Origin of the sequence: Burkholderia sp. 22088, assembly GCF_052045915.1 — a bacterium.
Classification (GTDB): Bacteria; Pseudomonadota; Gammaproteobacteria; order Burkholderiales; family Burkholderiaceae; genus Burkholderia; species Burkholderia cepacia.
The window spans coordinates 52,787-66,142 of sequence record NZ_JBQEPY010000011.1; the positions used below are offsets into that span (position 1 = coordinate 52,787).

Annotated in this window: 14 protein-coding genes; 9 read left to right on the forward strand and 5 right to left on the reverse strand. The window is 66.4% G+C overall.

Translation table 11 applies throughout. The annotated features are described in order from the left end of the window. Window positions 1-195 precede the first annotated feature (195 nt). A complete protein-coding gene (locus ACTJLD_RS21465) occupies window positions 196-678 on the forward strand; it encodes a cupin domain-containing protein (protein ID WP_440659576.1) in 483 nt (160 codons plus the stop codon). 103 nt (window positions 679-781) lie between these two features. Here the strand turns inward: ACTJLD_RS21465 and ACTJLD_RS21470 are convergent, their stop codons facing one another. Then, window positions 782-1,591, reverse strand: coding sequence for an SDR family oxidoreductase (locus tag ACTJLD_RS21470; protein ID WP_440659577.1), 810 nt, complete (start codon window positions 1,589-1,591; stop codon window positions 782-784). Further along, window positions 1,588-2,421, reverse strand: coding sequence for a molybdenum cofactor biosynthesis F family protein (locus tag ACTJLD_RS21475; RefSeq protein ID WP_440659728.1), 834 nt, complete (start codon window positions 2,419-2,421; stop codon window positions 1,588-1,590). Before ACTJLD_RS21475 ends, ACTJLD_RS21470 begins: the two co-directional genes overlap by 4 nt. A 170-nt stretch (window positions 2,422-2,591) precedes the next feature. Between ACTJLD_RS21475 and ACTJLD_RS21480 the strand changes: the two genes are divergently transcribed. The 3 genes from ACTJLD_RS21480 to ACTJLD_RS21490 all read left to right on the forward strand — a co-directional run bounded on the left by ACTJLD_RS21480 (window position 2,592) and on the right by ACTJLD_RS21490 (window position 5,362). Then, on the forward strand, window positions 2,592-3,386 hold the full coding sequence (locus ACTJLD_RS21480; protein ID WP_440659578.1) for a helix-turn-helix domain-containing protein: 795 nt from the start codon (window positions 2,592-2,594) through the stop codon (window positions 3,384-3,386). 289 nt (window positions 3,387-3,675) lie between these two features. Beyond that, window positions 3,676-4,629 carry a DMT family transporter gene (locus ACTJLD_RS21485; RefSeq protein ID WP_440659579.1) on the forward strand — a complete coding sequence of 318 codons (954 nt, stop codon included), beginning with the start codon at window positions 3,676-3,678 and terminating at the stop codon, window positions 4,627-4,629. A gap of 184 nt (window positions 4,630-4,813) precedes the next feature. Further along, entirely contained in the window at window positions 4,814-5,362 is a 549-nt protein-coding gene (locus ACTJLD_RS21490) for a hypothetical protein (protein WP_021158166.1), read from the forward strand. A 104-nt stretch (window positions 5,363-5,466) separates the two neighbouring features. On the opposite strand, the gene ACTJLD_RS21495 is transcribed toward ACTJLD_RS21490, so the two are convergent. Continuing rightward, window positions 5,467-5,601 (reverse strand): entericidin A/B family lipoprotein, encoded by a 135-nt coding sequence (locus ACTJLD_RS21495; RefSeq protein WP_021158165.1) that lies wholly within the window; start codon window positions 5,599-5,601, stop codon window positions 5,467-5,469. A 233-nt stretch (window positions 5,602-5,834) separates the two neighbouring features. Between ACTJLD_RS21495 and ACTJLD_RS21500 the strand changes: the two genes are divergently transcribed. Next, window positions 5,835-7,130 (forward strand): aspartate carbamoyltransferase, encoded by a 1,296-nt coding sequence (locus tag ACTJLD_RS21500; protein WP_027789492.1) that lies wholly within the window; start codon window positions 5,835-5,837, stop codon window positions 7,128-7,130. A 136-nt stretch (window positions 7,131-7,266) separates the two neighbouring features. Here ACTJLD_RS21500 and ACTJLD_RS21505 read toward each other — a convergent pair whose 3' ends face one another. Further along, the gene (locus tag ACTJLD_RS21505) at window positions 7,267-7,686 is read right to left on the reverse strand and encodes a type II toxin-antitoxin system VapC family toxin (protein ID WP_226230812.1); all 420 of its coding nucleotides are present in this window, start codon (window positions 7,684-7,686) and stop codon (window positions 7,267-7,269) included. Next, on the reverse strand, window positions 7,683-7,922 hold the full coding sequence (locus ACTJLD_RS21510; protein ID WP_021158161.1) for a FitA-like ribbon-helix-helix domain-containing protein: 240 nt from the start codon (window positions 7,920-7,922) through the stop codon (window positions 7,683-7,685). The genes ACTJLD_RS21505 and ACTJLD_RS21510 overlap by 4 nt, the downstream gene beginning before the upstream one ends. A 310-nt stretch (window positions 7,923-8,232) precedes the next feature. On the opposite strand from ACTJLD_RS21510, the gene ACTJLD_RS21515 reads away from it, so the two are divergent. The 4 genes from ACTJLD_RS21515 to ACTJLD_RS21530 all read left to right on the forward strand — a co-directional run bounded on the left by ACTJLD_RS21515 (window position 8,233) and on the right by ACTJLD_RS21530 (window position 13,315). Beyond that, complete coding sequence (locus tag ACTJLD_RS21515) at window positions 8,233-10,479, forward strand: TonB-dependent receptor (RefSeq protein ID WP_440659580.1); 2,247 nt, start codon at window positions 8,233-8,235, stop codon at window positions 10,477-10,479. 3 nt (window positions 10,480-10,482) lie between these two features. After that, on the forward strand, window positions 10,483-11,238 hold the full coding sequence (locus ACTJLD_RS21520; RefSeq protein ID WP_060086294.1) for a tetratricopeptide repeat protein: 756 nt from the start codon (window positions 10,483-10,485) through the stop codon (window positions 11,236-11,238). Then, window positions 11,235-11,918, forward strand: a complete 684-nt coding sequence (locus tag ACTJLD_RS21525) for a Fe2+-dependent dioxygenase (RefSeq protein ID WP_440659581.1) — start codon at window positions 11,235-11,237, stop codon at window positions 11,916-11,918. The genes ACTJLD_RS21520 and ACTJLD_RS21525 overlap by 4 nt, the downstream gene beginning before the upstream one ends. A 92-nt stretch (window positions 11,919-12,010) precedes the next feature. Next, complete coding sequence (locus ACTJLD_RS21530; RefSeq protein WP_440659582.1) at window positions 12,011-13,315, forward strand: tyrosine-type recombinase/integrase; 1,305 nt, start codon at window positions 12,011-12,013, stop codon at window positions 13,313-13,315. Window positions 13,316-13,356 lie beyond the last annotated feature (41 nt).

Below are 13,356 nucleotides of genomic sequence, written 5' to 3' on the forward strand. Positions count from 1 at the left end.
GGATGTCGCCGATCGCTTCGCCGGCGACATCCGGGCCACACATCCCGCCGCCCGGCAGCCGCGATGCGCAACCGTCGTTTCGCATCGGCCGGCAAGTTGTCGGCGGAGGTCCATTCGCCGAGATGAAGCGCAAACCGCTGCCGACGCCGGCGCGTGAATCGCCGCAGTCGACATCCCCCGAAAGGAGAGCACCCAATGATCCGCCCCGATTTCATCAAGCACTGGACCGAGCTCGAAGAACCGGAAGCGCATTGCTATCGCGGCGACACCGAGCCGATGGCGCTGGACGCACCGCTTTCCGCCGAACTCGGCATCACCCGTATCGGCATTCATCACGTGAGGCTCCTGCCGGGTCGGCGGACGTCATATCCGCATGCCGAAAGCACCGAGCAGGAGTTTGTGTACGTGCTCGAAGGCAAGCCCGATGTCTGGATCGACGGCGTGCTGTACCCCGTTGCCGAAGGTGATTCCGTCGCGTTTCCGGCGGGCACCGGCATCTGTCACACCTTCATCAACAACACGAAGGACGAGGTCAGGCTGATGGTGATCGGCGAACGCCCGCGCGACGACAACCGCATCCGCTACCCGAAGAACGAGGCGTACGAGCTTACCCGCGCGGACCGTTGGGTGGACTGGCCCGCCAGGCCGCTCGGGGACCACGACGGCATGCCGGACTGACGCTCGCGAAGATGCCCCCGACGGAACATGCCGAGCCTGCTGCGTGAACGCGCGGCAGGCCGCCGGAGCCGCCCCGTTGCGCGGCGCGTTACCCGGCCAGCCGTCACTTGCCGCCCAGCACCGCCCCGCTCTCGGGCAACGTCGCACCACCATCGACGACGATCGTCTGCCCCGTGATGTACGCGGCATCGGCCGACGCGAGAAACAGCATCGCGTTCGCGACATCTTCCGGCTCGCCCATCCGCGCAAGCGGAATGTCGTGCGCGATCTGCGCGGCAACCGACGCATCGCCAAGATTGCCTGCCGCCGGCGTGCGGATCATTCCCGGTTCGACACCATTCACCGTCACGTTGTGGCGTGCGAGCTCCAGCGCCGCCGCGCGAATGAAGCCGTTCACACCGGCCTTCGACGCCGCGTAATGCGCGAGCCCCGGATACACGACGCGCGGCCCCGTCACCGACGACGTGACGAGCAGCCGCCCCGCCCCTGCGCGCCCGAAGGCCGGCAACGCGGCCTGTGCGAGCCAGAACAGCGCCGACAGGTTGACCGACAACGTCCGGTCGAGCGTCGGCTCGTCGATCTGCGTGAACGGCGTCAGCGGAAAATACGCGGCATTGTGGACGACGACATCGAGCCGGCCGCCGTCACGCTCGACTGCCGCGACCAGCGCGCCCAGTTGGTCGCGGCTGGCCGCATCCACCCGATAGGCGCGCGCCTCGCCGCCCGCGCTCGCGAGCGCGTCGGCCTGCGCGGCGGCGGCCTCGCCGTTCAGGTCGGCGAGCGCGACGAACGCGTCGGATTCCGCGAAACGGCGCGCGATCGCCGCGCCGATCCCCTGCGCGGCGCCCGTGACGAGCACGACGCGCCCGCTGAAATCCGCCCGCAGGCGGCCGCTGCCCGGCACGGCATTCATCGCTGCGCCCCGCCGTCGAGCGGATGCACGGTGTCGTTCAGCACCTGCGCATGCGCGCCGATCGGGAAGTTCGACAGCGTGCCGAAATCGCCGCCCTGGTAGCCGAAGATCTTGCCGTCTGTCTTGCGCTGCGCGAGGTCGATCAGCACGACGCCGAGCGTCGGCACCACCTTTTCGCGCCACACGAACAGATACAGCTCCTCTGCAATCCTGAAGTAATGGCAGCGGTCGACATCGGCCAGCCCGCCTTCGACACCCTGCAGGCACTGCCACGCGTAGAAGTTCTCGTTCAGGTAGATGTGCTCGTAGCATTCGGTCGGGCTGTAGCGGTACATCGTCCGCTTGCCGATCAGCTCGCGCGTGGGCCCGTGCAGCGGCCCCGGCTGCGTATGGCCGCCGAGCGTGCCGTGCCGGAAACCGGCCTCGACGCCCGTCAGCGGCAGCCCGCGCGCAACCCGCGTGAATGCGTCGATACGCGTGTCGGCTTCGGTCGGCAGCGTGCCGACAACCGACGTCCATACACCGTTGTCGAGATCGATCACGAGACTGACCGACGTCGCGCGGGCGGCCGAATCGATGTAGTCGACGAAGTACAGCCCGTTGCGCAACCGCGTCACGCGACACGGCTCGCGGCCGCCCGTGCCGGTCGCCGCGTCGCGCCACTGCAGCGCGCCCGGCTCGAACGTGTAGACCCGCCATGCCCCCGACGCGTCGCCGAGCGTCAGCGTATGCCCGGCGAGCGCATCGACGGATGCGAGGATGTTCGCTTCCGGCGCGAAGCCGTCCGCGAGCGCGCCAACCTGAATGAATACCGGATCCTGTCGTTCCACCTGCCGTCTCCCGCGCAGCTTCAGGCCCGGCGGGCCGTGTACGCTGCTCATGTGCACATGGTGCGGGCTGCGCGCGATGCGCGGTATCGGCCAAAAGGATGAAGGGCGCGCGGCGCCGGAACGCGCTAAAGTGCACGAAATCCGCGCCGCGACCGGCGCGAGGAGCGCACATGCACCGCGTCACCCACTACCGACGGACCGGCGAAGACATCGAGGCAATCAGCCTCGAATCCGACCGCGCGTTTCCGCGCCACGCGCACGACGAATTCGGGGTCGGCGTGATCGTCAGCGGCGCGCACCGGTCGTGGAGCGGCCGCGGGCAGGTCGACGCCCTGGCCGGCGACGCGATCATGGTCAACCCGGGCGAGATGCACGACGGTTCGCCGATCGAGGCCGGCACGGGCCGGCGCTGGCGGATGCTGTACCTCGCGCCCGCGCTGGTCGCGGGCGTCGCGGCGGAAGAAGGCCTCGGCGGCATCGAGCTGGCGCATCCGGCGGTGCGCGACGCGCGGCTCACGGCCGCCGTCGGCCGGCTCCATGCGCGCATCGTCGCGGAGGAATCCCGGCCGCTTGCCCGCGACGAGGCACTCGTGATGCTCGTCGCCGGGCTGCTCGCCCGGCACGCGAACCGCACGCTGTCGACGGCGGGCGTTGCACCGGCGATCCGCATCGCGCGGGAGCGGCTCGACGCGGCACCGGCCGCCCCCGTTTCGCTCGCCGAGCTGGCCGGCCTGAGCGGCGTGAGCCGCTTCCAGCTGCTGCGCGGGTTTGCCCGTGAACTCGGCATCACACCGCACGCCTACCTGATCCAGTCGCGTGCGCGGCTGGCACGCGCGCTGCTCGCCAGCGGCCTGCCGATCGCCGATGCCGCGGCCGAAGCCGGCTTTGCCGATCAGAGCCACCTGACGCGTGCGTTCGCGCGCCAGTTCGGGATCACGCCTGGGAGGTTTACGCAGGTCGGTTGATGCCCTGCGTCCCCGCGCAACGCGATCGGTCGCAAGGCGATCGAAGGCGGGCCCCGACGTCGACGACGGCTGACGCGGCTTGGGCTTGGGCTTGGGCTTGGGCTTGGGCTTGGGCTTGGGCCTGGGCTTGGGCCTGGGCCTGGGCCTGGGCCTGGGCCTGGGCCTGGGCTTGGGCAGCAGTCTGCGCGAACGCACACGCGCAACGCCCCACGCACTGCCCTCGACGCGCCCGCACCCGCTGCAATTTCGTTCAAGACGCGCGACGCCGCCATACGCGACGATGCGGCGCATGAAGACACGACTGGTCGGCTATCTCTATCTCGCCGCCGCAATGGCGGGCGTCGGCAGCACCGTCATCGCGAGCCGTCTCGCGGCAGGCGGCCTGCCGCCGTTCACGGCCACCGCGCTGCGCTTCCTGATCGCGACACCGCTGCTGCTCGCGCTGATGCGCGCGCAGCGAATGCGCTGGCCACGCATTTCCACCCGCGACGGCGTGCTGCTCGTCATCCAGGCTGCGGCGGGCGGCGTCGGTTATACGGTGCTGCTGATCAGCGGCACGAAGCTGTCGTCGCCGCTCGACGCTGGCGTGATGCTGGGCACGCTGCCCGCGATGTCGACGCTGATCGCAGCCGTCGTGCTGCGCGAGCGGCAGACGCCGCGCGACTGGGCGGCCGCCGCGCTCGCCACGGCCGGCGTGCTGTTCGTCACGTTCGCCCCCGGCCACGCGCTGCCGTCGCTCCGGACGCTTGCCGGCGATGCACTGGTGCTGGCCGCCGTCGCATGCGAAGCCGTATTCATCCTGCTCAACCGGCGCCTTGCCGCGCCGCTGCCGCCGCTCGCGCTGTCCACCGCGATGTCGGGCCTCGGCTTCGTCCTCGCGCTCGTGCCGGCTGTATTCGAATGGCACGCGGTCGCAGACGGCTGGACTGTCGGCGCCGTGTCGGCAATCGCCTACTACGCGCTGGTGCCGACCGTGCTCGGCTACCTGTGCTGGTACGCGGGTTCGGCGCGCACCAGCGGAACCGAGGCCGCGCTGTTCACGGCGGTCGCGCCGGTCTCGGCCGTGCTGTTCGCGGTCGCGCTGTTCGGTGAAACGTTGAACGTCACGCGGGTCGCCGGCATCGCGCTCGTCGTCGCGGGCATGCTCGTCGGCGCGACGCGGCGGCGCGAGCGGCTCGCCGGCACGCACGATGCCCGGCCGGCCAGCCCCGCGCGCGCGCCCGCTCAAACCGCCGCCGACTGACGGCGGTCATCGCGGGATTGCGGCAACGGCGGCCACTTCCTCCCGTCACATCGTCGTGGCCCGCGCCCCCGGCCACTGTAGGAATGTGTCCGCGTGCCGCAAATCGATTGCGCACCACCCCGCAAGATGCAATATTCGCGTGGCCGGCCCCTTTGACAACCATCGAACAACAATCCGACACGCAATGAACAGGAAGGAAGCCAAAACAAGAATCGCGGTGCTGCTCTCCGCGGGAACGAGGAAGGCCGACGCACTGGCCGAACTGTCCGGACAGGGGCTCAAGGATCGCGTGCTCGCGCACCTGATCGCATCGCGCCCCGACCCCGAGCGCTGCCGCAAGAACAAGGTGCACGTCCGGATCCTGGTCGCGCTCGGTATCGCCCAGTTGGCGATCAGCCTCGTGCTCGCGTATTACTTCTTCGCAAGCGGCGCCGGCACCGGCCTCGTGGCCGTGTTCCTGGCGTTGACCGTGCCGCTGTCGCTGCTGTTCATCTGGGGCTTCGCGACCCATCGCGTCGGCGCCTATCACGCGTTCATCCTGCTGTCGCTGCTGCAGTTGCCGAAGACCATCGCCGAGCTCGGACGCGATCCGTCGACCGCGCTGCCGAGTCTCGTGATCACCGCGTTGCTGGTGGGCTACGTCTGGTACGTGCGCAACCGGATGTTCCCCGACTACGGCTGGTTCACGCCGCGCAAGGTCGAAGGCCGCTACGCGTTCGTCGAACACGCGTGACGCCGCCGGCGTCGCCGACGTCGGCACGGGCCGAAAAAAAAGCGCCGGGCCGCCCCGCAATCGCGGGACGGCCCGGCGCTTTCTGCATTCCGAAACCGGCCGGCTTACTTGGCCTTTTCAGCCGTATCGCTGATCGCCTGGCCGCCCTTCGAAATATCCTGGCCCACGCCGGCGACCGTGTTGCAACCGGCGAGCGCGGCGGTCACCACCAGCAGCATTGCAGCAATCGTACGCGTCATTCTCATTCTCCTTCGAATCAACAAGCCCGACGGGCGAATCGTATGCGGCCCCGTGCCCGGCAAGACGCCGGGCACGGGGCCTGACCTGATTATACGGAGACGGCCGCGACGCGCCACTACGAACCCGCCGCATGTCACATGGGCCACACAGCCGGTTCGCGCAGATTTTCCTTGACTTCAACGCGCCAGGAACTAATATACGCACCGCGTATATTTTCCGTCAGGAGCCGCCGATGACCGTTCCCCAGCAAGCCTTCCTCCGCGACGCGATGCGCCGCCTCAACATGACCCGCGAAGCGTTCGCCAATCGCATCGGCGTCAGCCGGCGCGCGCTGGACACCTGGCTGTTGCCCGACGATTCGCAGGAATCGCGCGGGATGCCCGAGATCGTCGAGCGCTTCGTGTCGGAAATCGTCGAGCGCTCGGCACCGGAAGGCGGCAGCTATACGCAAAGCGTAGATAACCAAGGGCTCGCCAAGCAGTTCTTTTTCGAAGGCAAGCCGCAGCTGCTGTCGGTCGACCAGTTCTCGCGGGAATCGGTCGAGGCGCTGTTTCGCGTGGCCGACGTGATGCAGCCGATCGCACGCCGCCACAAGATTTCGCGCGTCCTGGAAGGCGCCGTGCTCGGCAACCTGTTCTTCGAAGCCAGCACGCGTACGCGCGTGTCGTTCGGCGCCGCCTTCTGCCGGCTCGGCGGCTCGGTGTGCGACACGACGGGTTTCACGTTCTCGTCGATGGCCAAGGGTGAATCGATCTACGACACGAGCCGCGTGATGGCCGGCTACGTCGATGCGCTCGTGATCCGCCACCCGGAGAAAGGCTCGGTGGCCGAGTTCGCGCGCGCGACCAACCTGCCCGTGATCAACGGCGGCGACGGCCCCGGCGAGCACCCGAGCCAGGCGCTGCTCGATCTCTATACGATCCAGCGCGAGTTCTCGCGGCTCGGCAAGATCGTCGACGGCGCGCACATCGCGCTGGTCGGCGACCTCAAGTACGGCCGCACCGTGCACTCGCTCGTCAAGCTGCTTGCGCTGTACCGCGGGCTGAAGTTCACGCTCGTGTCGCCGCCGACGCTCGAGATGCCGGCCTACATCGTCGACCAGATCGCGACGAACGGCCACGTGATCGAGCAGACCACCGACCTCGCGGCCGGGCTGCGCGGCGCGGACGTCGTCTACGCGACGCGGATCCAGAAGGAGCGCTTCACCGACGAGTCGTTCGAAGGCTACACGCCGGATTTCCAGATCAACCAGGCGCTCGTCGATACGGTGTGCAAGCCCGACACGCTGATCATGCACCCGCTGCCGCGCGACAGCCGGCCCGGCGCGAACGACCTGTCGGTCGACCTGAACCGCGACCCGCGCCTCGCGATCTTCCGTCAGACCGACAACGGCATTCCGGTGCGGATGGCGATCTTCGCGGTGCTGCTCGGCGTCGAGAACCTCGTCCAGCATTCGATGCGCGACGCGACGTGGCGCCCGCCGGCATATCTCGGGCCGGAGGACGCGGTGTTTCACGGCGTCGATTGAATCGCATCCAGGGTCTCGCGCCCGCCTGCCGTCGTTCCAGGTTGACGGGCGCGCTTGCCTGAAGCAGAACGCGCCGCATCGCACGGCGCGTTTTTCAATTGCGGGGCAGCCTGCGGGGCCGGCAGCCGTGGGCTCGCTAGCGCGCCCACGGGTCGATTACGCGAATCCCCATTGCCTCGAACGGCGTGACGTCGCGCGTGGCGACGATCAGGCCGTTCGCTTCGGCCGTGCCGGCGATAAAACCATCGGATGGTGCAATTGCGACACCTGCGGCACGAGCGCGTGTGCGAAGGCTCGCATACGCTTTGCTCGCAGCATCGTCGAATGGCAGGATTCGTCCGCGAAACAATGGCAGCACGCGCTGCTCGATGCTCTGATGCAGCCACTCTCGCCGGCGTCCTTCCGGCAATACAGCCACGCCCAATCGTATTTCCGCGAGACTGATCGCAGCCAGAAACAAGGTTTCGACATTCTGGGCATCGAGCCACTCGATCACGGCCGCGTTCGGCTCGCGTCGTAGCGGTTCGGAAATGACATTCGTATCAACAAGGATCATTCGAAGCTCATCGGGTCGGCAGGCGTCTTGTCGCGCTGGGCGTCGAAATCGAATCCGCCGGCCTCCTGCCCGATTGCCGCCAGCATCGTTCCCAGCTTGAGCCGCCCGCCCGGAAGAACGGCCTGTTCGAGAATGTCGCGCACCTCGGCTTCGGTGCTTCGCCCATGTTGGGCCGCGCGAATGCGAAGTGCTCGATGCACTTCATCGGACAGATTTCGGACGGTGATCACCGGCATGGTGCGCCTCATCAAGATTGCTTTCAATGCAGTCATATTAGCATTTTGCTGTCATACCAAGTGAATCGCGACACTGCGACTCTAACCGGCCCGACAAGCCCTTCCTATCTGGTCATTCGGCCAATCTTCCCTCCGCAACGACCCCGTAACATTCGTCAACAATTCCCTAACAAACGAGAACAAGAACGCTTCTCATTCGCGATGAAATTACATAGAATGCCGCCTGAAAACAAATCGTAATAATTCCCGGCGGCGTGCACATTTCCGCAGCGCACCGCCCCGGGGCCACACCGCGAGGTCGAAGCGCACCATGAAGTCACGTCCCGACGAGCTGAAGCTCGGCAAATTCACCACCCTGTGCAGCGTGCTCGCCGCCAGCCCGGCATTCGCGGCGGACGGCACGCCGCCGCCCGCCCCGGCCGGCACCGAAGGCCATCTCGCGCCGATCGAGGTGCAGGGCAAGGCCGAGCACAGCTACAAGGCCGATTTCTCGGCTTCCGTGAAATTCACCGCGCCGCTCGTCGACACGCCGAAATCCGTCACCGTGATCCCGCAGGAGCTGATCCAGAACAGCGGCGCGTCGACGCTGACGGAAGCGCTGCGCACCGTGCCCGGCATCACGTTCGGCGCCGGCGAAGGCGGCAACCCGCTCGGCGACCGTCCGTTCATCCGCGGCTACGACACGCAGGGCAGCATGTTCGTCGACGGCATGCGCGACACGGGCGCCACGACGCGCGAGATCTTCAATACCGAGCGCATCGAGATCACCAAGGGCTCCGATGGCGCATACGGCGGCCGCGGCGGCGCGGGCGGCAGCATCAACCTGATCACGAAGGCCCCGCACCTCGGCACCACCGCCGCCGCGAGCGCGGGCCTCGGCACCGACCGCTATCGCCGCTTCACGGCCGACGGCAACTGGCAGTTCGCCGATCACGCCGCGTTCCGCCTGAACCTGATGAGCCACAACAACGACGTCGCCGGCCGCGACGCCGTCAACAACGAGCGCTGGGGCGTCGCGCCGTCGATCGCGTTCGGCCTCGGTACACCGACGCGCGTAACCGCGAGCTACTACCACCTGTCGACCGACGACATGCCCGACGGCGGCATCCCGTATTTCTATACGGCGTCGAACAAACCGGCGAACGTCGGCACGATCTATCCGGCCCCCGTCGACCGCCACAACTTCTACGGGCTGATCGACCGCGACTTCCGCAAGACCACGTCGGACATCAGCACGATCAAGATCGAGCACGACATCACGTCGGCGCTGACGATCCGCAACACCACGCGTTACACGGAATCGACGCAGGACTACATCTGGACCCAGCCGGACGACAGCCAGGGCAACGTGGTGAACGGCAAGGTCTGGCGCCGCAACAACAACCGCGACAGCTCGATCAACAGCCTGGCGAACCTGACCGAGCTGTTCGGCGAGTTCCGCACCGGCTCGTTCAAGCACAGCTTCACGACCGGCATCGAGCTGACGCGCGAATGGGGCAAGCGCGATTCATACAAGGTCGCGACCGACACCGGCAAGGTCTGCCAGAACGGCATCGGCGCCGCATCGGGCTACAACTGCACGAGCCTTTGGTCGCCGAACCCGAACGACCCGTGGGCCGGTTCGATCACGCGCAACAACGACTACGCGCATGCACGCACCACGACGAAGTCGATCTACGGCTTCGACACGATCGAGATCACGCCGCGCTGGCAGGTCAACGCCGGCGTGCGCGTCGACGACTACTCGACCCGCTTCACCGATACCAAGGCCAACGGCGGCAAAACCTATACGCGCGACGACACGCTCGTGAACTGGCAGGCCGGCCTCGTGTTCAAGCCCGCGCAGAACGGCAGCATCTACGCGTCGTACGCGACGTCGTCGACGCCGGCCGGCATGCTGCTCGGCGAAGGCAGCGAAACGCAGTCGCTCACGCCGGGCCGCGGCGGCGTCGGCCCGAACGCCGACCAGATGGCGCCCGAGAAGAACCGCAGCATCGAGCTCGGCACGAAGTGGAACGTGCTGAACGACAAGCTGTCACTCACCGCCGCGCTGTTCCAGATCGATACGACGAACGCGCGCGTGACGCTGCCGAACAACCAGTACGCGATGGTCGGCAACAAGCGCGTGCAGGGCCTCGAGCTCGGCGTCGCCGGGCAGATCACGAAACAGTGGCAGGTGTTCGGCGGCTACACGTACATGAAGAGCGCGCTGCGCGACAACGGCAAGGACGCGGCGAACAACGGCAACCGCTTCCCGAACACGCCGAAGCACAGCCTCACGATGTGGTCGAACTACGACGTGACGCCGAAGTTCACGGTCGGCGGCGGCGCGTTCTACATGTCGGAAGTGTTCGGCGATCCCGCGAACCTGCGAGCGGTGCCGTCGTACTGGCGCTTCGACGCGATGGCGCAGTACCGGATCAACAAGAAGCTCGACCTGCAGCTGAACGTGAACAACCTGTTCAACCGCACCTACTTCGACCAGGCGTACCCGGCGCACTACGCGTCGATCGCACCGGGCCGCTCGGCGTTCGTCACGCTGAACGCGCGCTACTGATCGATGGAGGCCGTGTCGCTGAAGGCGCTCGCGTCGGTATCGCCGCGCGAGTTCGCCGACATCCTGGCCGGGCCGCCCGAGCGCGCCGCCGCGTGGGTCGCGGCGGCAGCCGACAACGGCATCGTCGATGCGCAGGCCGTCTACGGGCAGTACCTGCTCGACGGGCATGGCGTCGCGCGCGACCCGGCGGCCGCGTTCAACTGGTTCCGGCACGCGGCGCGGGCCGGCCACGCGATGGCGATGAACATGCTCGGCCGCTGTTACGAGTTCGGCTGGGGCACGGCCGCGTGCGCGCCGGTCGCCGTGTACTGGTACCGGCTCGCCGCTCAGGCGGGGCTCGACTGGGGCATGTACAACTACGCGACGGCGCTCGCGCTCGGCAACGGCGTCGACGAGAACCGCGCCGACGCACTCGACTGGTTCCGCCGCGCGGCCGCGCTCGGCCATGCGAAATCGATCAACCTGATCGGCGGCTTCTACGAGGACGGCTGGGTCGTACCGGCCGACCCCGACGCCGCATTCGACCACTATCGCCGCGCCGCCGTCGCCGGCGACTTCCGCGGCCAGTTCAACTATGCGCGGCTGCTTGCCGAGCGCGGACGCATCGACGAGGCGCTCGGCTGGCTCGCGCACGTGCCGGCCACCGCTACCCCCGCGTTCGTCGCGAAGATGCGCGCGTATCTCGCGTCGTCGCCGATCGACGCATTTCGTGCGGCGGCAATGCAACTGGCGCCGCACGTCATGGAATCCGCAACATGATGCTTCATATCCCCGGTGTGTTGACCAAGGCGCAGGTCGCGCAATGCCGCGCCCACCTCGACGCGGCCGAATGGGTCGACGGGAACGCGACGTCCGGCGCGCAGTCGGCGCTCGCGAAACGCAACCGGCAATTGCCGGAAGGCTCGCCTGCCGCGCGTGCGGTGGGCGACGCGATCCAGGACGCGCTCGCGCGCCACCCGCTGTTCTTTTCGGCAGCGCTGCCGCTCAAGGTGTTTCCGCCGCTGTTCAATCGCTACGAAGGCGGCGAGACGTTCGGCACGCACGTCGACAACGCGATCCGGCTGCTGCGCGGCACGGATTTCCGCGTGCGCAGCGACCTGTCGGCGACGCTGTTTCTCGAGGAACCCGATGCGTACGACGGCGGCGAGCTGTGTGTCGAGGATACGTACGGCACCCATCGCGCGAAGCTGCCGGCAGGCGATCTCGTGCTGTATCCGGCGTCCAGCCTGCATCAGGTGACGCCCGTCACGCGCGGCGAGCGCGTCGCGTCGTTCTTCTGGATTCAGAGCATGGTGCGCGACGACGGTGATCGCACGCTGCTGTTTCAGCTCGATACGCAGATTCAGGCGCTTTCCGCAGAAAAAGGGGCGAAGGACCCGGTGGTCATTTCGCTCACCGGGATTTATCACAATCTGTTGAGGAAGTGGGCGGATGCGTAGCGTGGCACTTGCAGCAGCCTCATAGCGCCTGAATTCCCCTCCAAGCCAAAACCACGGCGTAGGTTTTAGCGTAGGTTTTTTGGAGTGGAAAATTGAAATTTGACGCAAACGAGATAAGGAGAATGACTCCGGGAACCGATGAGGCGATCGATGGCTTCGTCGGACTACGGATCGCTGCGAGCAACAAGCGCAGGACTTGGATCTACCGATACAAGTCTCCCCTCGACGGCAAGATGAAGCAGATCAAGCTCGGGGAGTGGCCGGCCCTGCCCTTTGCCGCGGCAATCGCCGCTTGGGAAGAACAACGCCGCATTCGAAGCTCAGGGCTCGACGTCGCCCTTAACCGAAAGCTAGAAAAGCAGCGCCTGCTCGACCAGCAGCTGGAAGCCTCAAGACCGCCCTACACGGTCAGGATGGCGTGCACCGACTACTACAACGAGCACGTCCTCAAGGCACGGAAGACCAAGGGCGCCGACCTCGTCGAATATATGTTCGATCAGTATTTGGAGCGTATCGAGAACACCGAGGTCAAGAACCTGAAGCGCGCCGAATGCTTCGACTTGCTCCAGTCCCTCTCCCACATTCCGGCGATGGCAAGCAAGCTTCGCTGCGAACTGAACCTCGCCTGGATTCACGCGATGGACGCCGGCCGCATTCCGGAATCAACGCCAAACTGGTGGCAGAACATCATGCGCGGCAAGCTACGGAGCAAGGGAAAGCGACAAGGCGGTGCCTTACGAAAAGAGAAGCGCGTCCTGTCCTCGTCGGAACTCATCGAATTGTTCCGGTGGTTCCCCCGCTGCTCCACCTTGCTCCACGATGCCCTGACTCTCTACCTGTGGACCGGAACGCGCGGCGGTGAAATCTGCTCGATGGAAGGAGCAGAAATCTCTGAGGAATCGGACGGTTGGTGGTGGACCATACCGAAAGCCAAAACCAAGAATCACAACGTCGATAGCGCTACCGACATGCGGGTTCCTCTGGTGGGCCGCGCCAAAGAGATAGTATTGGCTCGCATGCTACGGTTCGGAAACGGCCCCCTCTTCCCCAACAAGACGGGAGAAGCTACGAGCCAGTTGATCGTTCAGACCGCCGTCTACCACTGGCAGCCCTATAGCAAGAGCCGAGGCTTTCACCCAAGATTGACCGTGACGCACTGGTCACCACATGATCTACGACGCACCGTTCGCACGATCTTGGCCTCGCTAGGCTGCCCTCGGGACGTGGGTGAAGTGATGCTGGGACACGTTTTGGGTGGCGTCGAAGGCACATATAACCGCCATACCTACGACAAGGAACGTCGAGAGTGGATTACCAAGCTCGACGCGTATCTTGAGCAATTGGCTGCCGCATCAGCGGAGAACGCGGGGGAAATCGAAAGCAAGATCGCAGCTTAGCCAAAATCTCGACCGTCCCTAAACCTTCCTAGCGACATGCC